The sequence below is a fragment of the Nocardioides flavescens genome (genome assembly GCF_009823805.1).
GTDB classification, from domain to species: Bacteria; Actinomycetota; Actinomycetes; order Propionibacteriales; family Nocardioidaceae; genus Nocardioides; species Nocardioides flavescens.
The window spans coordinates 113,237-139,329 of sequence record NZ_WUEK01000012.1 but is presented as its reverse complement, the minus strand read 5'-3'; the positions used below and the strand labels follow the sequence as shown (position 1 = coordinate 139,329).

Genomic DNA, 26,093 nt, shown 5'->3' with positions numbered 1-26,093 from the left:
GCGACGTCGCCTCCCGAGTCGTGCGCGTCGGCAGCACCCTCGTGCAGCAGGTGCGCTCGACGCTCGACCCCGCCTCCGCCCAGCCCGCCGGCGGTCACCACGCGGCCTCGGGCTGGCTGGTCGTCACCGTGTTCTGCGAGCCGGACCGCCTCGACGAGAACGCGCCGCCCGGACCCCTCGTGGAGCTCGGCGACCGCATCGAGGTCCGGGTCCGGCCCGCGCCCGCCGACAAGGGCGTGGAGCTCGCCGCGCGGCTGCGCGACCGGTCTGCCCGAGCCAACGCACCGCGCCGGCTGAGCGGCAACGACCCCCAGGCCGAGGTCCGCTCCGCGCTGCGTCGGGCCAAGCAGCTCGTCGAGGTCGGCGAGGTCCTGGCGGTCGACCCGGCCCCGCACGGCGAGCGCACCCCGACCCCGGGCGGCACGCTGCTCGAGGCCTGGACCCGCAAGGCCCCCGAGGGAGGTGTGCTGTGAAGGCGGTGACCTGGCGCGGCGTCAACGACATCGGCGTCGAGGACGTCCCCGAGCCGACGATCCTCAACGGCCACGACGCCATCGTCGAGGTCGGGCTGAGCGCCACCTGCGGCTCCGACCTGCACCTCGTCGGGGGCTACATCCCCGCCATGCGCGCTGGGGACGTGCTCGGCCACGAGTTCATGGGCACGATCGTGGAGACCGGCCCCGACGTGACCCGCCACCAGGTCGGCGACCGGGTGGTCGTGGTGTCGTTCACCAGCTGCGGCCAGTGCTGGTACTGCCGCCAGGGCCTGTTCTCCCTGTGCGACAACGGCAACCCCAACCCCGGCATCACCGAGGCGCTGTGGGGTCAGGCGATCGGCGGCTGCTACGGCTACTCCCACGCCATGGGCGGCTGGGCGGGCAGCCACGCCCGCTACATCCGGGTGCCGTACGCCGACCAGGGAGCCTTCCCCGTCCCCGAGGGGGTCTCCGACGAGCGCGCGCTGTTCGCCTCGGACGCCGCCCCGACGGGGTGGACCGGGGCCGACCTGGCCGGGGTGCAGCCCGGCGACACCGTGGCCGTCTGGGGCGCGGGCGGCGTCGGGCAGATGGCGGCGCGTGCCGCGATGCTGATGGGGGCCGAGCAGGTCGTCGTGGTCGACCGGTTCGAGAACCGGCTCGAGCAGGTGCGCACCCACATCGGCGCCGAGACGCTCGACTACGAGGAGGTCGACGTTCCGGCGGAGCTGCGCGAACGGACGGGCGGCCGCGGCCCCGACGTCTGCATCGAGGCGGTCGGCATGGAGGCCCACAGCCCAGGGCCCGCGCACGTCTACGACCAGGTCAAGCAGCAGCTGCGGCTGCAGACCGACCGCCCCACCGCCGTCCGCGAGGCGATCTACGCCTGTCGCAAGGGCGGGTCGGTCTTCACCCTCGGCGTCTTCGGGGGCGTGGTCGACAAGTTCCCGCTCGGGGCGGTGATGAACAAGGGGCTGACGCTGCGCGGCGCGCAGCAGCACGGGCACCGCTACATCCCCGAGATCCTCGAGCGGATGAGCCGCGACGAGGTGCGCACCGAGCACCTCGCCACGCACGTCATGTCGCTGGACGACGGGGCGAAGGGCTACCGGATGTTCAAGGAGAAGGAGGACGGCTGCGTGCGTGCGGTCTTCAGGCCGTGAGCACTCGCCCGGCGATCCAGGCGATGTCGTCGGCCGTCCTCCCGGGGGCGGCCGACGGCTGCATGACATGGCTGAGCACGACCCGGACGACGACATCGACGGCAGCGTCGAGCCGGCGGGCGTCGAGGGTGGTGGGGTACGCCGCGACGCGGTCGACGACGACGGCCTTGGCCGTGACGAGCAGCGACTCGGCGTGCGTGGTGAGGAGCGGCAGGAACTCGGTGTCGGCGCCGTGGGTCGCGGACGCGACGGCGCGCAGGAGCGGGTTGCGCTCGGCGTTCTCGAGGACGGCGCGGGCGGCGTCGCGGACGCCGGCGACCAGGTCGGCGGGGTGGGCGTCGAAGGCGGCCGAGACGAGGGTGAGGAACCGTTCGAGCTCGCGCTGGACCATCGCCTCGGCGAGGGCGGGCTTGCCGCCGACCTCGTTGTAGACGGTCTGCCGACTCACGCCGACGGCCTCGGCGAGACGGGCCATCGTGACGTGGGACCAGCCGTGCTCGACGGTCAGCGAGACGGCGGCGTCGACCAGGCGCACGCGCAGGGTGGGGAGCTGCTGCACGGTCACCTGGTCGACGGTAGCCGCCGGGGCGCGGGGGCGCCTCAGGCGGTGGCTCGCGTCGCGTCGGCCGGCAGCGGCACGAAGTCGCGCTTGTCGCGGACCCCGCAGTCGGGGCAGCACCACGTGTCGGGGACGGCGCTCCACGGCGTGCCGGCCGCGAACCCCTCGTGCTCGTCGCCGGTCACGACGTCGTAGGTGTAGCCGCAGCCGGGGCAGCACGCGGCGAGCGGCTCGTCGGAAGCGTGGTTCCGAGACGGTCGTTGCACGACCTCCCCGACCACCGGTCGTCGACCCTGCAGGTTGACCCGGCTCAGGTCGCCGTCGACGTGGGCGAGCACGCGGGGGTCCATGACGCGCCGCCACAGCGGCGGGACGAGGGCGAGCAGGATCATCCCGGCGTACCCGGTCGGCAGCGTCGGGCTCTCCTCGAAGTCGCGCAGCGTCTGGTAGCGCCGGGTGGGGTGCGCGTGGTGGTCGCTGTGGCGCTGCAGGTGGTAGAGCAGCACGTTGGTGGCGATGTTGTTGGAGTTCCACGAGTGCCGGGGGTCGACGCGCTCGTAGCGCTCGCGCTCACCGACCCCGACCTTGCCGCGCAGCATGCCGTAGTGCTCGAGGTAGTTGACGACCTCCAGCAGCGAGAAGCCGACGACCGCCTGGAGCAGGAGGTACGGCGCGATGGCGGGTCCGAGCCAGACGAGCATCGCGGCCCAGAGCACGAGCGACATCAGCCAGGCGTTGAGCACGTCATTGCCGGGCCGGAACGGGTGCTGGCCGCGCCGCGCGTAGCGGCGCTTCTCGATGCGCCAGGCGCTCTTGAGCGAGCCGATCACGGTGCGCGGCCAGAACGCGTAGAGCGACTCCCCCATCCGCGACGACGCCGGGTCCTCGGGGGTCGCGACGCGGACGTGGTGACCGCGGTTGTGCTCGCTGTAGAAGTGGCCGTAGAAGCTCTGGGCCAGCGCGATCTTGCTGAGCCAGCGCTCGTGCGACTCCTTCTTGTGGCCGAGCTCGTGGGCGGTGTTGATGCCGATGCCGCCGATGCACCCGATGGTCAGCGCGAGGCCGACCCGGTCGAGCGTCGAGAGGTCGGCGCGCGCGATCAGCCACATCGACGCCACGAAGCCGACGTACTGCACCGGCAGGAACGCGTAGGTGATCCAGCGGTAGTAGCGGTCGGCCTCGAGCGCCTCGATGACGTCGTCGGGCGGGTTGGAGCGGTCGAGACCGGTGACGAGGTCGATCGCCGGGACGATCACGAGGATCACGACGGGCCCGATCCACCACCAGGCCCCGACGCCGGTGAGCGCCCACCCGGCCCACGCGACGAGGAAGAGGCTCGGCACGACCAGGCCGATCAGCCACAGGTAGCGCTTCGGGTCGCGCCACTGCTCCGTCGAGCCGGCCGGCACGGTGCTGTGGGGTACGGCGTCCATCGGTCCCCTCTCGTCGCGGTTTACAGAACCATCACATCTGTAAAGCGGTTTGACAAGAGGGTCCGCGATGTCAAGTGCGTCAGTGGGCCGCCCAGGCCGACCACAGCGCGGCGTAGCGCCCGTCGCGGGCCAGCAGCCCGGCGTGACTGCCCTCCTCCAGCACCGCGCCGTCCTCGAGCACGACGACCCGGTCCGCGGTCTGCGCCTGCGTGAGGCGGTGGGCGATGACCAGCGCCGCGCGGCCCTCGGTGACGGCCAGCGCCGCGACCTCGAGGTCCCGGGCCCCGGCCGAGCCGGCCTCGGCCGTCGCCTCGTCGAGGACGACGACCCGCGGGTCGAGGACCACGACCCGGGCCAGCGCCAGCTGCTGGGCCTGGGCCGCGGTGAGCGGGTGGCCGCCGTCGCCCACGACGGTGTCGAGACCGTCCGGCAGCAGCTCGACCCAGCGTTCGGCGGCAGTCCGACGCAGCGCGTCGCGCACGACCTCGTCCGGGACGGCCGAGCGCGCCCCGAGCGTCAGGTTGTCGCGCACGGTGCCGACGTAGGTGTGCACCTCCTGGGTGACCAGCAGCGGCACGCCGTCGCTGGTGACGCGTCCCGTCGTCGGCTCGACGAGGCCCGCGGCGATCACGCCGAGCGTCGACTTGCCTGCCCCAGAGGCACCGACCAGGGCGACCCGCTCGCCGGGTGCGACCACGAGGTCGACGTCGCGCAGCACCGGCCGACCGGCGACGTAGGCGTACGACACGCCGTCGAGACAGAGCGCGGCGTCGTGCGCCGGGGTGCGGTGGCGGCGTACGGGCGCGAGCTGGACCATCCCGACGAGCCGCACGAACGACGCCGCGGCCGACTGCACCTCGTCGAAGAGGCCCATCAGCGCGCCGATCGGGTTGAAGAGCCGGTGGAACAGCAGCGCCGCCGCCGTCACCGCCCCGACGCTCACCTCGTCGGCGCGCACCAGGAAGAAACCGGTGCCGAGCAGCGCGATCAGCCCGATCGCCTCGGCTCGGTTGTTGCGGGCGAAGAAGCGCAGCAGCATGTGCCACACGTCGATCGCGATCTGCGCCGAGGCCCACGACGCCTCGCGCACGCGCTCCTGCTGCCGCCCGCCCCAGCCGTGGGCGCGCAGGGTGGCCTGGGCCTGGACCGCGGTGAGCACCGCGCCGGCGCGCACGCCGTTGGCCTCACGCTCGCGGGCGTAGTAGGGCCCGGAGCGAGGGAGGTACCACCGCAGCCCCAGCACGTACGACGGCACGGTGGTCAGGCCCGCGAGCCCGAGGCGCCAGTCGATCGCGAACAGCCCGACCGTGGTGAGCAGCACCGCGACCGCGGAGGCGATCACCAGCGGCACCACCTCGCCGATCGAGTCCGAGACGGCGCGCACGTCGTCGCCGACGCGGGCCATCAGGTCGCCGGTGCCGGTGCGCTCGATCTCGGCGTGGTCGAGGTGGACGCCGCGGTCGAGCACCTCCTCGCGCAGCTCCGCCAGGCCCGGCTCGACGCCGCGGGCCAGCAGGGCGACCGAGGCGACCGTCGCGAGCCCTCCGACGACCGCGGCGACCGCGATCGCGACGACGGGCCAGACGACCTCCGAGCGCTCGCCGCCGCCGGTGACGACGTCGACGATGCGGCCGAGGAGGTACGGCGCGGCCAGGCCGGCCAGCCCCTGGACGAGGAACGCCGCCGCCGCCGCGCCCAGCACCCCGCGGCGCCGGCGGACCAGGCGCCGGAGCTCGGTGCGGGCCTCGGCCGGGGTCGCGACGGGGAGGAGGTGGTCACTCGCGCCCGGGCTCGTGGTGGGGGTCACCGCAGCACCGCCGCGGCGTACGCCGGGTCGCGGGTGAGCTCGGCGTGGGTGCCGGTCGCGACGCCACCGCCCGCCCGGACGTGCACGACGAGGTCGGCGCGAGCGAGCAGGGCCGGGCTGGAGGAGACGACGACGGTGGCGCGGTCGCGGCGCAGCTCGCGCAGGGACGCCGCGACGTGGTCCTCGGTGACCGCGTCGACCGAGGACGTGGGGTCGTGGAGCACGAGCGCGGCTGGGTCGGCGGCCAGCGCCCGGGCCAGGGCGAGCCGCTGGCGCTGCCCGCCGGACAGCGTGCGGGCGTCGGGGCCGAGCGGCTCGTCGAGACCCCCGGCCAGGTGTCCCGCGACGTCGTCGGCGGCCGACGCGGCCAGGACCGCGGCGAGCCGCTCCTCGTCCAGCGCTCCGAACGGGTCGACGTTGTCGCGCAGCGTGCCCTCGAACAGGTCGACGTGGTGCGGCACGACGACCGCGCCGAGCCCGACCGTGCCCGCGTCGGGCCGCGCCTCGCCGCGCAGGAGCGCGAGCACGGTGCCCGCGTCGCCCGGTTCCTCGACCGCGAGGGCGACGAGGTCGCCGCGCCCGGCCCGGAAGCTCAGGTCGCTCAGCCCGTCGTGGGTGACCCGGTCGAAGACGACCTCCTCGGCCGCGGCCGGCTCAGCCGGCTCGACGACCAGGGCCGGCGCGCCGAGCACCTCGGCGATGCGCGCGGCCGACGCCCGCGACCGGGCGACCTGGCCGATCATGAAGGCGATCAGCGCCATCGGCTCGGCCACGAACTGCGCGAGGCCGAGCACGGCCACGAGCTCGCCGATCCCGAGCTCGCCGTCGAGGGCGCGCCACCCGGCCAGCAGCGCGATCGCGGCGAGGAAGAGCCCGCTGAGCGCGACGCTCACCCCGTCGAGCACCCCCTCCCAGCGCCCGGCGACGACCGCCGTGCGGCCCGCCTCCTGGCTCACCGCGCGGAACCTCGCCATCGCGGCGTCCTCGGCGTGCAGCCCCTTCAGCGGGCGCAGGCCGCGCAGCAGGTCGGAGGCGAGCCCCGCCGTACGACCCAGCGCCTCCTGGCGGGCGCTGCTGCGGCGCGCCAGCGCGGGGGCCAGCAGCTGGCTCACGGCCAGGATGGCCGGCACGCCGACGAGCACGACGACCGCGATCACGCCGTCGATGCGGGCCAGCGCGACGCCGGCGACCAGCAGACCGACGAGCGCGGCCACCGTCGCGGTGACGTGGCGGATGAACGCCCCGACCGCCTCGGCGTCGGCCGTGGTCACCGTCAGCAGGTCCCCGGCCAACCGGTCGCTGCGCAGCCCCTCGGGACGCAGGACCGCCGCCGTCACCTCGGTGCGCAGCGCGTGGGTCTCCTCCTGCACGCCGCGGAACCCCAGCCGCGCGCCGAAGCGGTAGCTGTAGCTCAGCACCGCGAACAACACGCAGATCCCCACCGCGCACCACACCAGCTCGCTCACGTCGCCGGTCGCCACCGCGCGGTCCACGGTGATGCCGATGGCCACCGGCACCAGCGCCTCGCAGACCTGCCACAGCGTGATCAGCCCGAGCGATCCGGCCAGCCACCTCCCCTGCCGCCGCGTCGCTCGCAGCAGCAGTCCTCGGTCCGTCAGCACCGAGTGAGGGTAGCCTTACTTGAACGCAGGGAACGCATCGGTTGACGTACGTCGAACCTCCCGTACATTTGTACGTGAAATTCGACGTACGACGAACGGAGCAACCGTGCAGCCGATCCCTCCTCAACCCGGGTCGACGATTGATCCGCGTCACGCGGTGGGCCGGCGAGCCACGACCGAGGCGGCGCGGCGTGACCTTCGTCGAGGCAACAACCTGTCGCTCACCGACCCACGCCGGATGGGCAAGACGGTGTGGCTCGACAAGTTCTGCAGCGATCCGGGCGAGGGACTCGTCGCTGCGAAGGTCGACTATGAGGGCGTTCGGACGTCGGAGGAGTTCCTGCTGCGCACCGTCCGGTCGATGCGTGGGTTCGCATCCCGGTCGCGGCGCGGCAAGGAGGCTCTCGGAGCCTTCTTCGACGGACTGGAGCTCAGCGCGGGCCCGGTGACGGTGAAGCCCGCGGTCTCGCACCGCAGCCCGACCCAACTGCTGGAGATCATGGCGGCGTCGGTTGCCGGTGCGCTCGCCGAGGGTCAGCTCCTCGTGGTGGCGATGGACGAGGTCCCGATCGCCATCGACAACATCGCGAGCGAGGAGGGTTCGGATGCGGCGAGCCGACTGCTCCAGGCCCTGCGCAGTGCCCGGCGCGAGCACGCGAGCCTCCGCTGGATCGTGTGCGGGTCCATCGGCTTCCACCACGTCCTGCGCCGCTGTGGCATCACAGAGGGTGTCCTGAACGACCTCGTCAACCTGCCGCTGGGACCGTTCTCTGACCAGGACGCGCTCGAACTCGCGCACCGCCTCGCGCTCGGTATCGACCGCCCGGCGACGCCTGAGGTCGCTGCGCTGCTCGCACGGACCGCCGGCAACATCCCCTTCCTGATCCATGCGCTAGCCCACCGGCTCGAGGAGACCGGACGGGGGGACCTCACGCCCGACGACGTACAGACAGCGTTCGACGACTTCGTGCACGACCGAGACGCGAGCCGGGCGGTGACGCACCTGGTCACCCGCCTCGACCTGTACGACGAGCGGGCCGCCCATGCCGGGGAACTGCTCGACCGGGCCGCCGTCGCAGATGCCCCAGTGCCCGAGAAGGGTCTTTCTCCCGCCCACCGAGCTGTCGTCGACGACCTCGTGGACGACCACTACCTCGCCCGCACCTCGGAGGGGTTGCGGTGGCGCTACGACGTGCTCCGCCAGATCTGGGTCGTGCGCCGGGGGCTCGCGTGACCCCGGGAGCGGGCATCTCGCGCTACACCCCGTCGCTCATGTCGCCGGAGCTGTTGGAGCGGCTCTTCGTCGGCCGAGACCGGCTCCTCACCGCGGTCGTGGATCGCATCCGCGAAGCCTCTGAGGGGACGGGTCGCAACCACACCTTGCTGGTCGGCCCGCGTGGTGCCGGCAAGACCCACCTCGTCGCGCTCGCGTACCACCGCGCCGAGGCCCTTCGCGCCGCAGGGCGCAGCCTTCAGCTCGCGTGGCTTCCCGAGGACCCGTGGTCGATCATCGGTTACCGCCACCTGTTGGCAGCGGTGGCTTCAGCCGCTGGTCTCCCGTCAGACGGGGACGCAGCCACTCTCGAGGGTGTCCTCACTCAGGCGGCCACGAACGACGGCCCTATCGTGGTGTTCACGGAGAACCTCGACTGGATCTTGGACTCGATCGGCAACGACGGGCAACAACGCCTGCGCCATCTCCTGCAGGACTCACGAGCACTGCTGATGATCGCCACGACCACGGCGATCGACCGGAACCTCTCCGACCAGTCCCGCCCGTTCTACGGCTTCTTCACCACCAGCCGTCTCGAGCCGTTCGGTGTCGACGACGCCGGGTCGATGCTCAGGGCGATCGCCGCGGCTACCGGTCAGGCGGACCTGGAGCGGTACCTCGGGACCGACGAGGCCAAAGCCCGGCTCCGCGCGATCGAGCACCTCGCCGGAGGCCAGCCGCGGATGTGGTCGGCCCTCGCGTCCTCGCTGTCCATCAGCGGGCTGAACGAGCTGGTCGACCTCCTGCTGACCCGGTTCGACGACCTCACGCCGTACTACCAGGAGCGGCTGGCCCGCCTCTCACCCCGCCAACGCGTGGCCGTCGCCGAACTCGCCGCGCTCGACCGCCCCATCAGCGTCAAGGAGCTCGCCGGACGCCTCGGCGTCGACCAGCGCAGCCTCGGCAAGACAATCAACGAGCTGGTCGACCGCGGCTGGGCCGCTCCCGTCACGTCGCCTCTGCTGGAGGGCAAGGTCGACAAGCGGCTGACCTTCTACGAGCTCGCCGAGCCGCTCGCCCGACTGGCCTTCCAGATCAAGGAGACCCGAGGAGAGCCGCTGCGGGTCGTCGTCGACTTCCTCAAGCACTGGTTCGACCCGGACGAGCTTGGCTTGGGCTCAGCGCATGGGTCAGAGACGAAGTACATCGAGCTGGCCATCGCGGCTCAATTCGAGGATTCCGTAGTCTCGGTAACACGTTCTCTCAGTCGCCTGCCGAAGACCAGGGCTCCCTCGGTCGCCTTGCTGGATGAAGTTGACCTGTCGCTGTCACGGCTGACGGAAGGCGACCCCTCCGCATTCCTCTGCCTCCCTGCACCTGTGCGCTCCGCCGTCGAGGCCCTGCCCTCAACCCTGCCGGTGACCTCAATTCGCCTGATAGTGCATCAGCTGGCCGCCACGGAGCTGGGCCGTGTTCGTCATCCAGCGATGGACCCTTGGATTGCACGGGCGGGAGAACTCGCGACATCAACGGGTACGGACCTCGCGCGGTTGCAGCTTGTTCGCTGGTTGGCTCGGGCGTGGCGTTTCGACGAGGCACTGACAGGGCTCGTCGACTCCGATGGGCTGGCGGCTGTGGGCACCCGAGCGGATGTGGCGATCACCGCGTGGGAGGCGGGGCGATTCGAACTCGCGCTGGAGCTCGAGGAATGGGTCCTCGAAGAACGCACAATGCTGCAAGGCGCCAACCATCCAGAAACCTTGACCGCGCGGAGCAACCTGGCAGCGACCTACTCAAGTCTCGGCCGAGATGAAGAGGCCTGTGAATTGAAGGAGAGCGTTGTCGCAGCTATGACCGAACTCCTCGGACGGGGATCTTCGGACACTCTCGCTGCACTGCTTAACCTGAGCACCACCTACCTGACGCTGGGCCGGTTCGAAGAGGCGCTTGCGACCGCCGAAGAGGCGGCACGCGGCTTGGCAGAAGTCCGAGGTGACGAACACCCGTCCACGCTTCAATCCAAGGCCAACCTCGCCGTCGTACTCGCCTCCCGAAATGAGCGCGCGGCAGCGATCCCTCTTCTTCGAGAAGTGTCCGACGCCCAATTCCGGGTGCTCGGTCCGGAACACCCGAACTACTTGATGACCCGTACCAATCTGGCGATCAGCCTAGGTGTCACAGGGCAGCACGAGGAAGCGCTAGCCCTCTTGTCATCAATCTTGGAGACCCAATCTCAGGTCCTCGGCACCCAGCACCCTGACTCCCTCTTCACCCTTTCGAGTCTTGCCCGGGCCCACCGAGCGGCAGGAGCCGACGACACATCACGCCGACTCGCAACGCGTGCTGTGGCCGGACTCGAAGTGGTCCTGGGTCCCGATCATCCCGACACTGCTGCAGTCAAGCGGCTCCTCGGCTGATGCGGATCAGGCGTTCTCCCTCCTGAACACCGACGCCCCCCACCACATCGCGAGGGCGAAGAGCGCGACGGCCCACAGCGTGCCCCAGGCGACCGCGGAGCTGGCGACGTCGCCGGCGAAGCCGTCACGGACCGCGTCGACGACGTAACGGAACGGCATGAAGTCGCTGACGGTCTGCAGCCAGGCCGCGCCGATCGTCATCGGCAGCAGGATGCCGCTGAGCAGCAGCACCGGCATCATCACGATGTTGACCACGGGGGCCATCACGTCCTCGCTCTTCGAGACCAGCGCGAGCGCGTTGGACGCCGCGGCGCAGGCCCCACCGACGAGCAGGGTGATCAGCACGCCGAGCACGACGCCGCCCACCGAGCCGCGCATGCCGACGGCGTACCCGAGGCCGACGAGGATCATCGCCTGGACGAAGAGCTGCAGCACGTCGCGCCACAGGCGGCCGACCAGCAGCGCCGAGCGCGCGGCCGGCGTCACCCGCTCGGCCTCGATGACGCCCTCACGCCACTCCGCGATGAGCGAGAAGCCGGCGAAGAACGCCCCGAACATCCCCAGCTGCACCAGCAGGCCCGGCACGAGGAAGGTGTAGGCGTTGTCGGTGCCGACGCCGAAGGAGCCGACCAGGGGTTTGAGCAGCGGTCCGAACAGCAGCAGGTAGAGCACCGGCTGCAGGATGCCGATCAGCACCCAGGCGGGGTTGCGCAGGTTCATCCGCAGCTGGCGGCGGAACACCACCGAGCACTCGCGCAGGTAGCGGGTCACTGCTTCTCTCCTTCGAGGGAGGGGGCGTCGGCGTCGCGCAGCGAGCGCCCGGTGAGGGTCAGGAACACGTCGTCGAGGGTGGGCCGCACGACCTCGATGGACTCGAGTGAGACGCAGGCGCCCTCCAGCTCGCGCAGCAGCCCCGGCACGGCCTTGCCGGCGCGGGCCACGCGTCCCGAGACGCGCCGCCCGGCGACCTCGACGTCGTCGCTGAGCCGGGCCAGCCGCTCCCGTGCGGGACTGACCTGGTCGTCGGAGGCGACCTCGAGGGCGACCAGATCGCCGGCGACGCTGGCCTTGAGCTCGTCGGCGGTGTCGCTCGCGACGATCTCGCCCCGGTCGATGATGACGATCCGGTCGGCGAGCGCGTCGGCCTCGTCGAGGTAGTGCGTCGTGAGGAAGACCGTCACCCCCTGCTCGGAGCGCAGCGCCTCGATGTGGCTCCACAGGTTGGCCCGCGCCTGCGGGTCCAGGCCCGTCGTCGGCTCGTCGAGGAAGACCAGACCCGGGGAGTGCACCAGCGCCATCGCGACGTCGAGGCGCCGCTTCTGCCCGCCCGACATGTTCTTGGGCATCCGCTTCCACAGCCCGTCGAGCTGCAGCATCTCGAACAGCTCGTGGCCCTTCGCGACCGCCGCCCGGCGCGACATCCCGTAGAGCATCCCGTGGTCGACGACCTCGTCCCCGGCGTAGGCACCCGAGAACGTCGAGCCGACCTGCGAGCAGTAGCCGATGCTGCGGCGTACGTCGACCGGTTGCGTCGCCACGTCGTACCCCGCGACCCGGGCCGTGCCCGCCGTCGGCCTCAGCAGCGTCGTCAGCATCCGCAGCGTCGTCGTCTTGCCCGCACCGTTGGGTCCGAGGAAGCCGAGCACCTCGCCCTTGCCCACGTCGAGGTGCACCCCGCGCACCGCGTGCACGTCCTTCTTCTCCTTGCCCCGGCCGGTGCGGAAAGTCTGCACCAGCCCCCGGGCCTCGATCATCTCCACGGCGCTCCGACCCGGCCGTCGCCTCGAACTCATCGGTGGGGTACTGCAGAATCCATGGACGTGGCGAACCATCCCTTCGGCATCGACTTCGGCGGCACCGGCATCAAGGGGGCGCCGGTCGACCTGGCCGCCGGCGACTTCGCGGCCGAGCGCGAGCGGATCAAGACCCCGCAGCCGGCGACGCCCGACGCGGTCGCCGAGGTGTTCGTCGATCTCCTCAAGCACTTCCCCGACTCAACCGGCCCCATCGGGGTCACGGTGCCGGGCGTCGTGCGCCACGGGGTCGTGCACTCCGCCGCCAACATCGACGACTCCTGGATCGGCACCGACGCCGACCGGTTGTTCAGCCACGCGACCGGCCGAGCCGTCCACGTCGTCAACGACGCCGACGCGGCGGGCCTCGCCGAGGCGAGGTACGGCGCGGCCAAGGGCCGCAGCGGTCTGGTCATCGTCACCACGCTCGGCACCGGGATCGGCTCGGCGATGGTCTACGACGGCGTGCTCGTGCCCAACTCCGAGCTCGGCCACCTCGAGGTCGACGGGCACAACGCCGAGCACAAGGCCGCGAACAGCGCCCGCGAGCGCGAGGACCTCAGCTGGAAGCACTGGGGCAAGCGCCTGACGAAGTACTACCGCACGCTGGAGAAGCTCTTCTCCCCCGACCTGATCGTCGTCGGCGGCGGGATCAGCAAGCAGGCCGACGAGTTCCTCCCCCACGTCGACATCGACACCGAGATCGTGCCCGCCACGCTGCTCAACAAGGCCGGGGTCGTCGGCGCCGCGCTGTACGCCAGCGAGGGGCTGGACCCCACACCGCGCTAGTTCGCACGCGCCAAGAAGGTGTGGGTCTGGACGCAGCGGGCACACTGACCCGGAGGGGACACACGAGAGCCGGGGGGCTCTCCGTCCCGGCTTGGGGGGAAGAAGTGTCGAACGACCCTGCGCGCCCGCGGGCGCGCCCGCGCACCTGGGACGCGCTGCTGCTCGTCGCCGTCGCGCTCGTCCTGATCGTCGGCTCGGTCTACTACGGCCTCGGCGTCTACCGCGACACCCGCGGCCCCGCCGACGAGCGGCTGCGCCCCACCTCGAGCGACAGCCTGCCCACCGCAGGCCCCGCGCCGACCACCGCGCCGACCACCGCGCCGACTCCCTCACCCACCGAGACCCCGACCGAGACCCCGACCGCCGATCCCGCGCCCGCACGGGCGGGCACCTGCTGGGACGGCCGGGCCACCCCCAGCCTGGCGACCTGCCCTCTCCCCAGCGGGACGGACGGGCTCGCGTGGGTCTTCCCGACGTTCGACCCGACCTCGTCGCGGTGCCGACCGGCCCCGACCGAGGGGCGCGCGTACGCCGTGACGCTGTCGTGGACGTGCACCGCCCGCGTCGACGGGCGCCGCGTCACCCTCGCCTACGACGAGGTCGTCGACCCGGCCGAGCTCGCGCAGTGGATGGTCGCCAAGGCCGGGCCCGAGCACCTGGCCAAGATCGATGGCGCGCGCGGTGGCCGGCTGCTGATGGACGACACCGCCGGGGAGCCGTCGCGGATCACCGGCGGCTACGCCCGGCTGCCCTGGGCGGTCTCGGTCTTCGCCCCCGACCCGGCGACCGCCCGGGCCGCCTGGGATGAGCTGGTGCGCCAGCGCGCACCGCAGGCGGTGCTCGGTCAGCCCTGACCGTCGGCGACCCGGGTGAGGACCTCGCGCACGCCGACCAGGTAGCGGTGCACCACGGCCCGCTCCTCGGCGCTGAACTCGCCGTCCCACCGCCCGAGGCCCTCGAACATCGGCATCAGGTAGCCGATCACCTCCGCGCGGCCGGACGGCGTGACGACCAGCCGGGTGCGGCGCCGGTCGCCGGGATCGGGCTCGCGCTCGACGTGGCCGCGGGAGACGAGCCGGTCGGTGATCTGGGTGGCGGCGGCGCTGGTGACGTGCAGGAGGCGGCTGAGGTCGGCCGGTCCGAGGTGCGCGCCGTCGGGCATCGTCATCAGGTGCTGCAGGGCGTCGAGCTCGGACTCGCTCAGCCCCGCCCGGCGCGAGACGGCGTGGCGCACCCGGCCCGACTCCCCGATGACGGCGCGCAGCACCTCGAGCGCGACCGAGGTCGGCACGCGCTCGTGGTCGAAGCCGGCCTCGAGACCGCGCTGCAGGTCGAGGTCGGGCACGTCGTCGGTCATGTCACTCACCAGTTTAACTGCTCACGTGTTTGATTGCTAAGCAAATGAGGTACTGTTGACGAGTCGGAGCACCCCACGTCCCAGGAGCCATCATGACCGCCCCCACCGTCCTCGGCGTCCGCCGCCTCAGCTGGCTCGTCGCCGTGCTGATGCTCGTCGCCGTCGCCGCCACCACGGTGGCCCTCGGCGAGGGCAGCCGCGAGCGACTGTCGACCGATGCCCTGCCGCGCGGCCTGGACAGCACTGAGGCCACGGCGCTGCTCGACCGGCTGCCCGAGTCCGACACCGAGGTCGCCCTCGTGCTGTGGACGGCCGACGAGGGCACCCTGACCGAGGAGCAGCTCAGCGACCTGCGCCAGCAGGCCGCCGACCTGGGCGGCGCCGATCCGACGGTCTCCGACGACGGCACCGCGGCGCTGGCCGTGACCAGCGTGCCGTCGCGCGACCAGGCCGAGGTGAGCTCCGAGGTCACCGACCTGCGCGACCGGCTCGCCGCGGACGCGCCCGACGGGGTGCGCGCCGAGGTCACCGGGCCCGCGGCGATCACGGCGGACCTCTCCGCGGTCTTCGACGGCGCCAACACGCGCCTGCTGCTCGCGACGGCGCTCGTCGTGGCGTTCCTGCTCATCGTGACCTACCGCAGCCCGGTCCTGTGGCTGGTCCCGCTCACCGTCGTGGGGCTCGCCGACCGGTTCGCCGGCGTCGCCGCCACGCAGGTCATGGCCGCCGTCGACGTCGCCTGGGACGAGTCGACCATCGGCATCCTGTCGGTGCTGGTCTTCGGCGCCGGCACCGACTACGCGCTGCTGCTCATCTCGCGCTACCGCGACGAGCTGCGCCACGAGGACGACCGCTGGGCCGCGATGGCCCGCGCCCGCCGGCGTACGGCGGAGGCCGTGCTCAGCAGCGCCACCACCGTCGTGCTCGGTCTGCTCACGCTGCTGCTCTCCCTGACGCCGACGACCCGCGGGCTCGGCCTCGCCTGCGCCATCGGCGTCGTCGTCGCCGCGGCCGCGGTGCTGCTGGTGCTCCCGTCGGCCCTGGTCGCGTGCGGACGGTGGGTGTTCTGGCCGCGCGTTCCCCGCGTGGGGCAGACCCCGATCGTCGAGACCGACACCGTCTGGCACCGCATCGGCACCCGCGTCGCCCGCCGCCCCGGCGCCGTCGTCGTCGCCGGCGCGCTCGTCCTGGTCGCGATGGCCGCCGGGCTGTTCCGCGTCGACCTCGGGCTCGACCAGTCCGAGCAGTTCCTCGACGAGCCGCAGGCGATCACCGCCGCGCAGCGGCTCGGCGAGTCGTTCCCGGCGGGCACCTCGGACCCGACGCAGGTGGTCACGACGGGCGACCCGGCCGCGGTCCTCGCAGCCGTCGGAGACCTGCCGGGTGTCGCCTCGGCCCGCCCCGGCGAGTCGGGCGGCGGGGTCAGCACCGTCCAGGTCGTGCTGGACGGCGCGTCCGGCTCGGCCGAGAACACCACCACCGTCGAGCGCATCCGCGACGCCGTCGCCGACCTGCCCGGCACCCACGTCACCGGCACCGAGGCCCAGACCGTCGACGGCGAGGAGGCGGCCGGACGCGACCTGCGGCTGATCCTGCCGCTCATCCTCGGCCTGGTGCTGATCGGCCTCGGGGTGCTGCTGCGCTCGGTCGTCGCGCCGCTGCTCCTCGTCGCGACCGTCGTGGCGACGTACGCCGCCGCCCTGGGCGTGGCGTGGTGGATCTTCACCGGCGTGCTGGGCTTCGGGGCCATCGACAGCCAGGTGCCGCTGTTCGCGTTCCTGTTCCTGGTCGCGCTGGGCGTCGACTACAACATCTTCCTGGTCACGAGGGCCAAGGAGGAGGCCGCCGAGCACGGCACCCGCGAGGGCATGCTGCGCGCGCTGGCCGCCACCGGTGGCGTCATCACCAGCGCCGGCATCCTGCTCGCGGCGGTGTTCCTCGTGCTCGGCGTGCTGCCGCTCGTGGTGCTCGCCCAGATCGGCACGGTGATCTGCATCGGGGTGCTGCTCGACACCCTGCTCGTGCGCACCGTCGTCGTGCCGGCGCTCGCGCTGGAGCTGGGCGACCGCTTCTGGTGGCCGCGGCGGGTGGTTTCGAGACGGCCGTAGCCGGCCTCCTCAACCACCGGAGCTGGCCGACACCGGTGGTTGAGGAACGACGAAGTCGTGTCTCGAAACCACCCGACGAGAGGTCAGTCGGCGGCGCTGCCCGTGGGGGCCGGGTTGGTGCCGCGGATGGCGGCGGCCACGGCCTTCGGGACGTCCATGTTGAACACCGTCGGGATGATGAAGTTGGGGTTCAGCTCCTCGTCCTTGACGACCAGCGCGATCGCCGTCGCGGCCCGCAGGAGCATGTCGATGGTGATCTCGTGGGCGCGGGCGTCGAGCAGACCGCGGAAGACGCCGGGGAAGGCCAGCACGTTGTTGATCTGGTTGGGGTAGTCCGAGCGGCCCGAGGCGACGACGGCGGCGTACTTCTCGGCCTCGCCGGGGTCGACCTCGGGGTCGGGGTTGGCCAGGGCGAAGACGACGGGCTTCTCGGCCATGTCGCCGATCCACTCGGGCTTGAGGATGCCGGGGGCGCTGACGCCGATGAAGACGTCGGCGCCGACCAGGACGTCCTGGAGACCGCCGGTGACCTTGCGGGGGTTGGTCTGCGAGGCGAGCGTGGTGTGGGCGGGCGAGAGGCTGTCGTCGCCCTCGCACAGCGCGCCCTCGCGGTCGACGACCACGACGTCGCTCAGCCCCGCGGCCAGCAGCAGCGTCACGATGGCGGTGCCGGCGGCGCCGGCGCCGGAGACGACGACGCGGGCCGAGGTGAGGTCCTTCTGCACCACGCGCAGCGCGTTGGTCAGGGCGGCGAGCACCACGATGGCGGTGCCGTGCTGGTCGTCGTGGAAGACGGGGATGTCGAGCGACTCGCGCAGCCGGCGCTCGATCTCGAAGCAGCGCGGGGCGGCGATGTCCTCGAGGTTGATGCCGCCGAAGCCCGGCGCGATCATCTCGACGGCCTTGACGATCTCGTCGGTGTCCTGGCTGGCCAGGCAGATCGGCCAGGCGTCGATGTCGGCGAACCGCTTGAACAGGGCCGCCTTGCCCTCCATCACCGGCATCGCGGCACCGGGGCCGATGTTGCCGAGACCGAGCACCGCCGAGCCGTCGGTCACGACGGCGACGCTGTTGCCCTTGACGGTCAGGCGGCGCACGTCGTCGGGGTTCTCGGCCAGCGCCATGCTGACCCGCCCGACGCCGGGGGTGTAGGCCATCGACAGGTCGTCGCGGTTGCGCAGCGGCACCTTCGAGGAGACCTCGATCTTGCCGCCGATGTGCAGCAGGAACGTCCGGTCGCTGACCTTGTAGACCTCGACGCCGTCGAGCGCGTCGACCGCCGTCTCGAGCTGCTTGGCGTGGTCGGCGTCCCCGGCCGAGCAGGTGACGTCGAGGACGAGGCGCTCGGCCATCGAGTCCACGACGTCGATCGCCGTGACGACGCCTCCGGCCGATGAGATCGCGGTCGCGACCTGGCCCACGACCCCGTGGTCGGGCGCCGTGTGCAGGCGCATGGTGATCGAGTACGACGACGCAGTGACGGCCACCGCACCACTGTCCTGGGTCGCCCGCGTTACGGGCAAGTAATGAGACCTTGTGGTCGTTGTGGTCGGACCTGGCTTCAGACCTGCGTGGTGCCGAGGTGCTTCAGCAGGTTGGCGGAGAACCGGTCGCCCATCTGGTCGACGACCCGCGCCATCGCGGTGCGCACGACCCCGCCGGCCACCTTGGGCACGGGCAGGTCGACGGTGATCTGCAGGTCGATGACCAGGTTGGTCGCGCCGGGCTCCACGTCGTCGGCCGGGCTGAGCTCGTACCACCCCTCGACGCTCGCCTTCTCCGCCTTCGCGCCCGCGTCGGTGGGCGGGTCGTGGGTGAAGTCGATCCGGTCGGGCTCGGCGAAGACCATCTTCTCGGTGAAGCGCGGCTTGAGGTCGATCCCCGGGACGTCCAGTCCGGTCATCTGCCAGACCCAGTGGACGGTCTCACCGCCACCCTCACCGGAGCGGGTCTCCGTGATCGACTGCAGGAACGGCGTGAAGCGCGCCATCAGGTCGGGGTCGCGCAGCACGTCCCAGATCTCCTGCTGCGAGGCACGCACGACCGCCTCGGCGTGCTTGCCCGCGGTGAACGACGCCATCAGGCGCGCAGGGCCTTCTCGATGTCGCCGGCGATCTTCTCCGGCTTCGTCGTCGGGCTGTAGCGGTCGAGGACCCGCCCGTCCCTGCCGATCAGGAACTTGGTGAAGTTCCACTTGATCTTGCTGCCGAGCAGGCCGCCCTTCTGCGATCGCAGCCAGTCGTAGAGCGGGTGCGCGTGGTCGCCGTTGACCTCGATCTTGGCGAACATCGGGAACTCGACGCCGTAGTTCTTCTGGCAGAACGCGCCGATCTCGTCGGCGGTGCCCGGCTCCTGGTGACCGAACTGGTCGCACGGGAAGCCGAGCACCGTGAACCCCTGGTCGGCGTACTGCTCCTGCAGCGTCTGCAGGCCCTCGAGCTGCGGGGTGAAGCCGCACTGGGAGGCGGTGTTGACGACGAGCACGACCCGGCCCGCGTAGTCGGCGAGGTCGACGTCGCGGCCGTCGAGCGAGGTGGCGTGGAAGTCGGCGAGAGTGCTGGGCTCGGTCACGGACATGCAACGGCAGTACCCGGTCCGGGGGTACGGGGGTGTGATCAGGGCCTCGCAGGCGCACACTGCCTGCATGAGCAGGGCCGTGGCCGGCGTCGGCGCGGGGTGGCGCACCCCGGTCGCCGGCCTGCTCGCCGACCGGGCCCGGGCGGGTCGGCTCGGCTTCGTCGAGGTCGTCGCCGAGAACGTCGAGCCGACCGCACCCCCCGCCGCCGTCGTCGCCCTGCACGACGCCGGGCTGCCGGTCGTGACGCACGGCGTCACGCTCGGGCTCGCCGGCGCCGAGCGCCCCGACGCCGGACGTCTCGCCCGGCTGGCCGCCGTCGCCGGGACGGTGGGCAGCCCGCTGGTGAGCGAGCACGCGGCGTTCGTGCGGGCGGCCGGGAGCGCCGACGCACTCCACGGCGACGTGCTCGAGGCGGGTCACCTGCTGCCGCCGCCGCGCACCCGTGACGCGCTGGCCGTGCTCGTCGACAACGTGCGCGAGGCGCAGGCCCAGCTGCCGGTCCCACTGGCCCTCGAGAACGTCGCCGCGCTCGTCTCCTGGCCCGAGGACGAGCTCGACGAGCCGGCGTTCCTCACCGGGCTCGTGGAGCGCACCGGGTGCGGACTGGTGCTCGACGTCGCCAACCTGTTCGCCAGCGCGACCGCCCGCGGCACCGACCCGCTCGCCGAGCTGCGCCGCTTCCCGCTCGAGGCGGTCTCCTACGTCCACGTCGCCGGCGGCACCTGGGAGGACGGGCTCTACCTCGACACCCACGCCCACCCCGTCCCCGACCCGGTGCTGGCGCTGCTCACCACCCTCGTCGCGGCGTACGGCGAGGCGCGGCTGCCGCTGCCCGGGGTGATGCTCGAGCGCGACTCCGACGTCTCCCCCGCCACCGTCGGTCCCGAGCTCGACCGGGTCGAGGGTGCCCTGGCGAGCGCGACCGGACGGGTGCCGACGTGACCGCCCGCGAGACGCTGGCCCGGCGTCAGCGCGAGGTGCTCGACGACCTGCTGGCCGGGCGGGTGCCGGCGGGCTTCGACCCGGTCGGCAGCGCCGCGACGACGCGGGTCCTGCACCGCCGGCGCAGCGCCGCGGCCCTCCACGTCGCCCCCGAGCTCGCGCAGCTGCCGGGCTGGCGCGACCGGTTCCACGCCTGGGCCGCAGCGCACCCGGCCGAGGGCTGCGCCCACGACGACGTGCGCGGCTTCGCCGCCTCGCTGGCCCGCACCGACCCCGACGGGCTGCGCCTGCTCGAGGTCCACGACGGCGCCCGCCGGGTGGCGTGGATCCGGATCGACGGCCGGCGCGTCCTCCTGGTGAGGCTGCGCGACTCCGTCCTGCGCCTCACCCAGCGTCGACGTCGCGAACCCACCACCGACAGGAGTCCGACATGAACGTCGCCACCGCCCTCATCGCCATCGCGATCCCGGTGACCGGGATCCTGCTCTTCCTCGGCATCATCCAGGCCACCCGCACGCCGGCCCGGCGCCGGTCCCGCTGGAGCGGTGGGTCGGACGGCGGCTCGGCGGGCTGGTTCGCCGGCGGCTCCGACTCCGGCGCCCACCACGGCGGCGGTCACCACGACTCGGGCGGTGGGTCGTCGTGCGGCTCGTCGTGCGGCTCGTCCTGCGGGGGCGGCGGCTGCGGCGGCGGGAACTAGCTGAGCGGTCAGCCGAGGCTGATCTCGACCATCAGCTCGTCGCCGAGCTCCTCGAGCCGGCTGCGCAGGGCGTCGGTGTCGACGTCGCCCGGAGCGGCGAGCGTCGCGCGCGCCTCGAACATCGTGCCGCCGGCCATCGGGGCGTCGCGGACCCCCGTGGTCAGCTCCTCGATGCTCACGCCGTGCTCGGCGAGCGCGGCGGAGATCTCGGCGACGATGCCGGGGCGGTCGTCGCCGAGCAGCTCGAGCCCGAACCGCACCGGGGCTCCTTGCTCCTGGGGCTCCTCAGGCTCCTCGGGCTGCTCGGCCGCACCCGCGCCCTCGAGCACGACCTGCAGACCGTGCTCGTCGCCGAGGGCGGTGAGCTCGGCGGCCAGGGCGTCGGCGCGGTCGGCGGCCACCGTCACCAGCAGGATGCCGGCGAACTTGCCGCCGAGGCGCGCCATCTGGCTGCGCTCCCAGCTGCCGCCCGCCGCGGTGATGGGGGCGGACAGGGCCGAGACCAGCCCCGGTCGGTCGTCGCCGATGACGGTCAGCACCAGGGTGGTCACGGGGTCAGGCTAGCCAGGGCCGGCCCCAGCGGCCGGCGTACGCCGTGCGCTCGAGCGGTCGGCGCCGGCGTGGCTTCGACTCGCGCTCGGCGTCGCGCTCGGACACCTCGGCGGGATCGCCGGGCACGCCCACCGCGATGCCGGCGAGCAGCCGCACGTGGTCGGGCACGCCGAGCTCGGCGGCGACGGCGTCGTGGTCGAAGCCCGCGAACTGGTGGGAGACCAACCCGCTGGCGACGGCCTGCAGCGTCAGGTGCGCGACGGCCTGGCCGGTGTCGTAGTCGGCGTGGAACGGCTTGTAGCCACCCTCGCCGCTCTCGTCGGGGGCGATCTGCGCACCGACCAGCAGCACCGCCGACGCGCGCGGCACCCAGCCGGTGTTGCCGCGCGAGAGGTGGCGCACCAGCACCTGGTGCGCCTCGTCCCCGCGCCGGCAGACCAGGAACTGCGCGGGCTGGGCGTTGCCGCAGGTCGGCGCCCACCGGGCGGCCTCGAGCAGCAGCGCGAGCTCGCCGTCGTCGAGCTCGTGGCTCGCGTCGAAGACGCTCGGGCTCCAGCGCGAGCGCATCGGCTCGGCCAACCGTGCCTGGGAGGGATCGATGGGGTCGCTCACGCTGTCGAGCCTGCCAGCGCGCGGAACGGCGCGGTGCCGGTGGCGCCGGTGACGTAGGTCAGCAGCCGGCGTACGGCGTCGGGGTCCTCGGGTCGCTGCCAACCGAGCGTCGTCGTGCGCTGGGCCCGGTCGTGCCAGAAGTGCGGGCTGTGCGACTCGGGTCGGGTGGCCACCAGCCAGACCGCCGTGTCGGCGCCCTCGCGCGCGTCGCGGAGCACCGGTCCGGTGATGCGGGCGAACGCCGGGAGGTGGCTGGTGACGCCGGGGGTGGCGGCCCAGCCCGGGTGCATGCTCTCGACGCGCACGCCCGTGGCGTCGAGCTCGTGCGCCCACGCGTCGGCGAGCACGACCTGCATCCGCTTGGTGCGGGCGTAGGCCTGGACGCCATTGAACGCGCCGCGGCGGGACTCGATCGCGTCGGGGTCGCTCGCCAGACCCGCGCCGAGCATGCCGCCGGAGCTGACCCAGACCACCGAGGCCGGTCCGGCGACCAGCCGCTCGCGCAACCGCGAGGTCATCAGGTGCGGACCCAGCACGTGCACGGCCAGGCTCAGCTCGTGGCCCTGGGCGCTCTCCTCGCGCTCGGCGGTCATCGTGCCGGCGTTGTGGACGAGCCCGTGCAGGGCCGGCACCCGCGCGGCGAAGTCGTCGGCCCACGCCGTCACCGCGTCGAGGTCGCCGACGTCGCAGACCTCCTCGACGACCTCGGCGTTCGGCACGGCCCGGCGCAGCTCGGCAGCGACCCCGGCCAGCTTGTCGGTGTTGCGGCCGAGGAGGTGCACCGACGCCCCGAGGTCGGCGAACGAGCGGCCCATCGCCTCGCCGATGCCGGAGGTCGCCCCGGTCACCAGGACGCGCTCGCCGACCAGCGCGTCGGGGGCCGGGTCAGCCGGCCAGACCGGTCCGCCGAGGCGGCGACGGACGGCCGCACCGGTGCTGCCGAAGCCGAGCACCACGGTGCGGTCGAGGAGCGTGTCGACGACGGAGCCGACGCGCGAGCGGGCAGAGATCACGTCCACGGGCTTTTCGGTACCCGCTCGGCGAGGAGGAGACTGGGGGGCGTGGAGGACACCCCGAGTCGTCCGGCCCCTCGCCGCCGGCACCTGATGGACCCGGCCAACCCGGTCCGGCCCGTCAACGACGCGCAGCTCAGCCGGGTGCAGCGCTGGGTCGTCTCGGTGCTCGCGGTCACCACGATCCTGCACCTCTCGGTCGGCCTCGTCGTGGCGGCCTACTTCCTCGCCCCCGACGACCGGGTCTCCCAGATCGGCCTCTGCGCGATCGCGGCGGCGTTCGGCGTCATCGCGGTCGCCGTCGGGCTGGTCATCCACCGTCAGCGGGTCCTCTCGCCGTGGCTGCTGCTCGGCCTGCTCCCGGGCGTCGTGGGCGTCGCGCTGGTCGTCCGCTGATCCGCTGGACCGAGCACGACCGGGAGATCCGGCGGCTCGGTGTCCCGGCGTTCCTGGCGCTGGTCGCCGAGCCGGTCTTCCTGCTCTCCGACGCGGCGGTGGTCGGTCACCTCGGCACGCCCGAGCTCGCCGCCCAGGGCATCGCGGCGGTCGTCATGCAGACCGTGGTCGGGCTGTGCGTGTTCCTCGCCTACGGCACGACGGCGAGCGTCGCGCGGCGCATCGGGGCCGGTGACACCCGCGGGGCGCTCGCCCAGGGCGTCGACGGGGTCTGGCTGGCCGTGCTCATCGGCCTCGTCGCGACCGTCGCCGGGGTGGTGCTGAGCGGCTGGCTCGTCGGGCTGTTCGGGGTCGGCGCGGAGGTCGGCGACCTCGCGACGACCTACCTGCGCATCTCCGTGCTCGGCACCGTCCCGCTGCTCGTCGTCATGGCCAGCACCGGGGTGCTGCGGGGCCTGCAGGACACCCGCACCCCGCTGGTGGTCGCGGTCGCCGGGGCGCTGCTCAACATCGTGTTCAACGTCGTCCTCGTCTACCCCGCCGGCCTGGGTCTGGCCGGCTCGGCGGTCGGCACCGTCGTCGCGCAGCTCGCCTGCGCCGCGGCGTTCCTCGTCGTGGTGGTGCGCGGGGCGCGGCGCCACGGCGCGCCCCTGCGCCCCGACACCGCCGGCATCCGCGCGGCCGCCCGCGCCGGCGTGCCCCTGGTCGTGCGGACCCTCACGCTGCGGGCGGCGTTCCTCGTCACGACGTACGCCGTCACGCTGGGCCCGGTCGGCGCCGGCGGCGACGCGGCCCGCGACGTCGACCTCGCGACCCACCAGCTCGCCCTGACGCTGTGGACGTTCCTGTCGTTCGTGCTCGACGCGATCGCGATCGCCGCCCAGGCGATCACCGGCCGCTACCTCGGCGCCGGCGACGTCGCCGGCACCCGGGCGGTCACCCGGCGGATGGTGCAGTGGGGGGTGGTCAGCGGGGTGGTGACGGGGGTGCTGCTGGCGGCCGCGAGCCCGGTCCTCGGGGTGCTGTTCACCGGCGACGGGGCGGTGCGCGACCTGCTCGTGCCGGTGCTGCTCGTCGCCGCGCTGGGCCAGCCGGTCGCGGGGGTGGTGTTCGTGCTCGACGGGGTGCTCATCGGCGCCGGCGACGGGCGCTACCTCGCGCGCGCCGGGCTGGTGGTGCTCCTCGTCTACGCCCCCGTCGTGCTGCTGCTCGCCACGACGGTCGGCGGGCTGGTCGCGGTCTGGGCGGCGTTCGCCGGCGTCTTCATGGGCGCACGGCTCGTCGTGCTGCTGCGCCGTCAGCGCACCGATGCCTGGATGGTCACCGGAGCGTGACGGCCGTCTCGTGACCAGGCCCACCGCGCCCAGGCCTTGGATCGATCCAATCGAGCCCTCACCCTGGAAGTGCACGACGACGTGCCCCTGACCGACGCTCCACCTTCCCCATCACCGGAGGCACCCCATGCAGACCATCAAGCAGCTCTGGCGCCGCTTCGACTCCTACACCCTCGAGGCCTTCAACCCGCCGCACGTGCGGTGGGTCGCTCGCCAGTCCTGAGCCCACGAGCGCCCCGGATCCCCTCGGTCCGGGGCGCTCGTGCGTCCGGCCCGGCCCGGCGTCAGGCCAGCAGCGCGACGGCGCCGGTGACGACCGGCACGCAGCCGAGCGTGCTGACGAAGATCGCGTCGCGGGCCAGCAGCGTGCCGCGGTCGTAGCGCGTCGCGATCACGAAGACGTTCTGCGCCGTCGGCAGCGCGGAGATGACGGTGACCGCGAGCAGCGAGGCGTCGTCGAGGCCGATGAGCCGCCCCACGACGTACGCCGCGACCGGCTGGAGCACGAGCTTGAGCCCCACCGCGAGGCCGAGGTCGCCCGGGGCCACCCCGCGACCGGGCAGCGGACCCAGCCGCAGCGCCACGCCGTACGCCAGCAGCATCGCGGGCACCGCCATCCCGCCGATGAGCTCGAGCGGGTCGACCACGGCACGCGGGACCTCGACGCCGCTGAGCGCGACGAGCAGTCCGAGCAGGCTGCCGACGGTGATCGGGTTGCGCAGCGGCCGGCTCAGCACCTTCGCGACCGACAGCCGCACCGGGCTGACCGCGACGTCGAGCACGGCGAGCGCGAGCGGCTGCAGCACGAGCAGCTGCAGCAGCAGCACCGGCGCGATCAGCGCCGGATCGCCGAGCACGTAGGCCGCGATCGGCAGCCCGAGGTTGCCGGCGTTGCAGTACGACGAGCACATGGTCGCGATGACCGTGCGGCCGAGCTCCTCGCGGCGCAGGACGGCGACGAGGAGCGTCACGAGCGCCGTGACCACGACGCCGCCGACGATCGCGACGACGTTGCCGGAGAAGACCCGGCCCAGGTCGCTGTCGAGCAGCACCGTGAAGAGCAGGGCCGGGCTGGCGAGGTAGAACGCCACCGCGCTCAGCGTGCGCTGGCCTGCGGTGTCGACGATGCGCAGGTGGGCCAGGAGCATCCCCGCGCCGATGACGACCGCGATCGTCGCGAACCCGGCGAACACCCCTGTCACTCTCGGATCACTCCAGGAGCGTAGGTG

General features: G+C 72.9%; 26 protein-coding genes. 12 read left to right on the top strand and 14 right to left on the bottom strand.

Annotation, left to right across the window (positions count from 1 at the left end; all coding sequences use genetic code 11):
* The first annotated feature begins 20 nt into the window (after positions 1 to 20).
* On the top strand, positions 21 to 473 hold the full coding sequence (locus GRQ65_RS17955) for a hypothetical protein (RefSeq protein WP_202388300.1): 453 nt from the start codon (positions 21 to 23) through the stop codon (positions 471 to 473).
* The gene (locus GRQ65_RS17950; protein WP_160879362.1) at positions 470 to 1,639 is read left to right on the top strand and encodes an alcohol dehydrogenase catalytic domain-containing protein; all 1,170 of its coding nucleotides are present in this window, start codon (positions 470 to 472) and stop codon (positions 1,637 to 1,639) included. The genes GRQ65_RS17955 and GRQ65_RS17950 overlap by 4 nt, the downstream gene beginning before the upstream one ends.
* Here GRQ65_RS17950 and GRQ65_RS17945 read toward each other — a convergent pair.
* The 4 genes from GRQ65_RS17945 to GRQ65_RS17930 form a co-directional block, all read right to left on the bottom strand.
* Entirely contained in the window at positions 1,629 to 2,204 is a 576-nt protein-coding gene (locus GRQ65_RS17945) for a TetR/AcrR family transcriptional regulator (protein WP_337191848.1), read from the bottom strand. The genes GRQ65_RS17950 and GRQ65_RS17945 overlap by 11 nt on opposite strands.
* Positions 2,205 to 2,239: 35 nt before the next feature.
* The gene (locus tag GRQ65_RS17940) at positions 2,240 to 3,631 is read right to left on the bottom strand and encodes a fatty acid desaturase (RefSeq protein WP_160879361.1); all 1,392 of its coding nucleotides are present in this window, start codon (positions 3,629 to 3,631) and stop codon (positions 2,240 to 2,242) included.
* A gap of 79 nt (positions 3,632 to 3,710) precedes the next feature.
* A complete protein-coding gene (locus GRQ65_RS17935) occupies positions 3,711 to 5,438 on the bottom strand; it encodes an ABC transporter transmembrane domain-containing protein (protein WP_160879360.1) in 1,728 nt (575 codons plus the stop codon).
* Positions 5,435 to 7,060 carry an ABC transporter transmembrane domain-containing protein gene (locus GRQ65_RS17930; RefSeq protein ID WP_160879359.1) on the bottom strand — a complete coding sequence of 542 codons (1,626 nt, stop codon included), beginning with the start codon at positions 7,058 to 7,060 and terminating at the stop codon, positions 5,435 to 5,437. The genes GRQ65_RS17935 and GRQ65_RS17930 overlap by 4 nt, the downstream gene beginning before the upstream one ends.
* Positions 7,061 to 7,166: 106 nt before the next feature.
* On the opposite strand from GRQ65_RS17930, the gene GRQ65_RS17925 reads away from it, so the two are divergent.
* A complete protein-coding gene (locus tag GRQ65_RS17925; protein ID WP_237448459.1) occupies positions 7,167 to 8,294 on the top strand; it encodes a hypothetical protein in 1,128 nt (375 codons plus the stop codon).
* Positions 8,291 to 10,690 carry a tetratricopeptide repeat protein gene (locus GRQ65_RS17920; RefSeq protein ID WP_160879357.1) on the top strand — a complete coding sequence of 800 codons (2,400 nt, stop codon included), beginning with the start codon at positions 8,291 to 8,293 and terminating at the stop codon, positions 10,688 to 10,690. Before GRQ65_RS17925 ends, GRQ65_RS17920 begins: the two co-directional genes overlap by 4 nt.
* 6 nt (positions 10,691 to 10,696) lie before the next feature.
* Here GRQ65_RS17920 and GRQ65_RS17915 read toward each other — a convergent pair whose 3' ends face one another.
* Both GRQ65_RS17915 and GRQ65_RS17910 read right to left on the bottom strand, forming a co-directional pair.
* Entirely contained in the window at positions 10,697 to 11,461 is a 765-nt protein-coding gene (locus GRQ65_RS17915; RefSeq protein ID WP_160879356.1) for an ABC transporter permease, read from the bottom strand.
* Positions 11,458 to 12,444 (bottom strand): ATP-binding cassette domain-containing protein, encoded by a 987-nt coding sequence (locus tag GRQ65_RS17910; protein ID WP_160879355.1) that lies wholly within the window; start codon positions 12,442 to 12,444, stop codon positions 11,458 to 11,460. Before GRQ65_RS17910 ends, GRQ65_RS17915 begins: the two co-directional genes overlap by 4 nt.
* 66 nt (positions 12,445 to 12,510) lie before the next feature.
* Here GRQ65_RS17910 and ppgK point away from each other — a divergent pair, with 66 nt between their 5' ends.
* Both ppgK and GRQ65_RS17900 read left to right on the top strand, forming a co-directional pair.
* A complete protein-coding gene (ppgK, locus tag GRQ65_RS17905) occupies positions 12,511 to 13,272 on the top strand; it encodes a polyphosphate--glucose phosphotransferase (RefSeq protein ID WP_337191847.1) in 762 nt (253 codons plus the stop codon).
* Between the two features lie 104 nt (positions 13,273 to 13,376).
* Positions 13,377 to 14,126: a hypothetical protein gene (locus GRQ65_RS17900; RefSeq protein ID WP_160879353.1), complete on the top strand. Its 750-nt coding sequence runs from the start codon at positions 13,377 to 13,379 to the stop codon at positions 14,124 to 14,126.
* On the opposite strand, the gene GRQ65_RS17895 is transcribed toward GRQ65_RS17900, so the two are convergent.
* Positions 14,117 to 14,629, bottom strand: a complete 513-nt coding sequence (locus GRQ65_RS17895) for a MarR family winged helix-turn-helix transcriptional regulator (protein WP_202388330.1) — start codon at positions 14,627 to 14,629, stop codon at positions 14,117 to 14,119. The genes GRQ65_RS17900 and GRQ65_RS17895 overlap by 10 nt on opposite strands.
* A gap of 92 nt (positions 14,630 to 14,721) precedes the next feature.
* Between GRQ65_RS17895 and GRQ65_RS17890 the strand changes: the two genes are divergently transcribed.
* A complete protein-coding gene (locus GRQ65_RS17890; RefSeq protein ID WP_160879351.1) occupies positions 14,722 to 16,737 on the top strand; it encodes an MMPL family transporter in 2,016 nt (671 codons plus the stop codon).
* Positions 16,738 to 16,820: 83 nt separating this feature from the next.
* Here GRQ65_RS17890 and GRQ65_RS17885 read toward each other — a convergent pair whose 3' ends face one another.
* From GRQ65_RS17885 to GRQ65_RS17875, 3 genes are all read right to left on the bottom strand, one after another.
* Positions 16,821 to 18,224: an NAD-dependent malic enzyme gene (locus tag GRQ65_RS17885; protein ID WP_337191846.1), complete on the bottom strand. Its 1,404-nt coding sequence runs from the start codon at positions 18,222 to 18,224 to the stop codon at positions 16,821 to 16,823.
* A 74-nt stretch (positions 18,225 to 18,298) separates the two neighbouring features.
* Positions 18,299 to 18,817 carry an SRPBCC family protein gene (locus GRQ65_RS17880; RefSeq protein WP_160879350.1) on the bottom strand — a complete coding sequence of 173 codons (519 nt, stop codon included), beginning with the start codon at positions 18,815 to 18,817 and terminating at the stop codon, positions 18,299 to 18,301.
* Complete coding sequence (locus tag GRQ65_RS17875; RefSeq protein ID WP_160879349.1) at positions 18,817 to 19,314, bottom strand: glutathione peroxidase; 498 nt, start codon at positions 19,312 to 19,314, stop codon at positions 18,817 to 18,819. Before GRQ65_RS17875 ends, GRQ65_RS17880 begins: the two co-directional genes overlap by 1 nt.
* Before the next feature lie 67 nt (positions 19,315 to 19,381).
* Here GRQ65_RS17875 and GRQ65_RS17870 point away from each other — a divergent pair, with 67 nt between their 5' ends.
* From GRQ65_RS17870 to GRQ65_RS17860, 3 genes are read left to right on the top strand one after another with little or no spacing between them, the layout of a single operon-like run.
* Positions 19,382 to 20,257: an MbnB/TglH/ChrH family RiPP precursor modification enzyme gene (locus tag GRQ65_RS17870; protein WP_237448458.1), complete on the top strand. Its 876-nt coding sequence runs from the start codon at positions 19,382 to 19,384 to the stop codon at positions 20,255 to 20,257.
* The gene (locus tag GRQ65_RS17865; RefSeq protein ID WP_160879347.1) at positions 20,254 to 20,691 is read left to right on the top strand and encodes an SCO6045 C-terminal-like domain-containing protein; all 438 of its coding nucleotides are present in this window, start codon (positions 20,254 to 20,256) and stop codon (positions 20,689 to 20,691) included. Before GRQ65_RS17870 ends, GRQ65_RS17865 begins: the two co-directional genes overlap by 4 nt.
* Positions 20,688 to 20,957, top strand: a complete 270-nt coding sequence (locus GRQ65_RS17860; protein ID WP_160879346.1) for a hypothetical protein — start codon at positions 20,688 to 20,690, stop codon at positions 20,955 to 20,957. The genes GRQ65_RS17865 and GRQ65_RS17860 overlap by 4 nt, the downstream gene beginning before the upstream one ends.
* Positions 20,958 to 20,965: 8 nt before the next feature.
* Here GRQ65_RS17860 and GRQ65_RS17855 read toward each other — a convergent pair whose 3' ends face one another.
* From GRQ65_RS17855 to GRQ65_RS17845, 3 genes are read right to left on the bottom strand one after another with little or no spacing between them, the layout of a single operon-like run.
* Entirely contained in the window at positions 20,966 to 21,508 is a 543-nt protein-coding gene (locus GRQ65_RS17855) for an ACT domain-containing protein (RefSeq protein WP_160879345.1), read from the bottom strand.
* 4 nt (positions 21,509 to 21,512) lie between these two features.
* Positions 21,513 to 22,121 carry a nitroreductase family protein gene (locus tag GRQ65_RS17850; protein WP_337191844.1) on the bottom strand — a complete coding sequence of 203 codons (609 nt, stop codon included), beginning with the start codon at positions 22,119 to 22,121 and terminating at the stop codon, positions 21,513 to 21,515.
* Positions 22,118 to 23,140, bottom strand: a complete 1,023-nt coding sequence (locus GRQ65_RS17845; RefSeq protein WP_337191843.1) for an SDR family NAD(P)-dependent oxidoreductase — start codon at positions 23,138 to 23,140, stop codon at positions 22,118 to 22,120. The genes GRQ65_RS17850 and GRQ65_RS17845 overlap by 4 nt, the downstream gene beginning before the upstream one ends.
* 42 nt (positions 23,141 to 23,182) lie before the next feature.
* On the opposite strand from GRQ65_RS17845, the gene GRQ65_RS17840 reads away from it, so the two are divergent.
* Together GRQ65_RS17840 and GRQ65_RS17835 are read left to right on the top strand one after the other, a co-directional pair.
* Complete coding sequence (locus GRQ65_RS17840) at positions 23,183 to 23,530, top strand: hypothetical protein (protein ID WP_337191842.1); 348 nt, start codon at positions 23,183 to 23,185, stop codon at positions 23,528 to 23,530.
* On the top strand, positions 23,527 to 24,864 hold the full coding sequence (locus tag GRQ65_RS17835; RefSeq protein WP_202388328.1) for an MATE family efflux transporter: 1,338 nt from the start codon (positions 23,527 to 23,529) through the stop codon (positions 24,862 to 24,864). Before GRQ65_RS17840 ends, GRQ65_RS17835 begins: the two co-directional genes overlap by 4 nt.
* A gap of 284 nt (positions 24,865 to 25,148) precedes the next feature.
* Here the strand turns inward: GRQ65_RS17835 and GRQ65_RS24145 are convergent, their stop codons facing one another.
* Positions 25,149 to 26,057: an AEC family transporter gene (locus GRQ65_RS24145; protein WP_337191841.1), complete on the bottom strand. Its 909-nt coding sequence runs from the start codon at positions 26,055 to 26,057 to the stop codon at positions 25,149 to 25,151.
* Positions 26,058 to 26,093: the final 36 nt, after the last annotated feature.

Excerpts from the sequence above, each read along its gene's own strand:
- GRQ65_RS17940 (WP_160879361.1), bottom strand. The coding sequence starts at position 3,631 with ATGGACGCCGTACCCCACAGCACCGTGCCGGCCGGCTCGACGGAGCAG.
- GRQ65_RS17910 (WP_160879355.1), bottom strand. The coding sequence starts at position 12,444 with ATGATCGAGGCCCGGGGGCTGGTGCAGACTTTCCGCACCGGCCGGGGC.
- GRQ65_RS17895 (WP_202388330.1), bottom strand. The coding sequence starts at position 14,629 with ATGACCGACGACGTGCCCGACCTCGACCTGCAGCGCGGTCTCGAGGCC.
- GRQ65_RS17890 (WP_160879351.1), top strand. The coding sequence starts at position 14,722 with ATGACCGCCCCCACCGTCCTCGGCGTCCGCCGCCTCAGCTGGCTCGTC.
- GRQ65_RS17880 (WP_160879350.1), bottom strand. The coding sequence starts at position 18,817 with ATGGCGTCGTTCACCGCGGGCAAGCACGCCGAGGCGGTCGTGCGTGCC.
- GRQ65_RS17875 (WP_160879349.1), bottom strand. The coding sequence starts at position 19,314 with ATGTCCGTGACCGAGCCCAGCACTCTCGCCGACTTCCACGCCACCTCG.
- GRQ65_RS17870 (WP_237448458.1), top strand. The coding sequence starts at position 19,382 with ATGAGCAGGGCCGTGGCCGGCGTCGGCGCGGGGTGGCGCACCCCGGTC.
- GRQ65_RS17860 (WP_160879346.1), top strand. The coding sequence starts at position 20,688 with ATGAACGTCGCCACCGCCCTCATCGCCATCGCGATCCCGGTGACCGGG.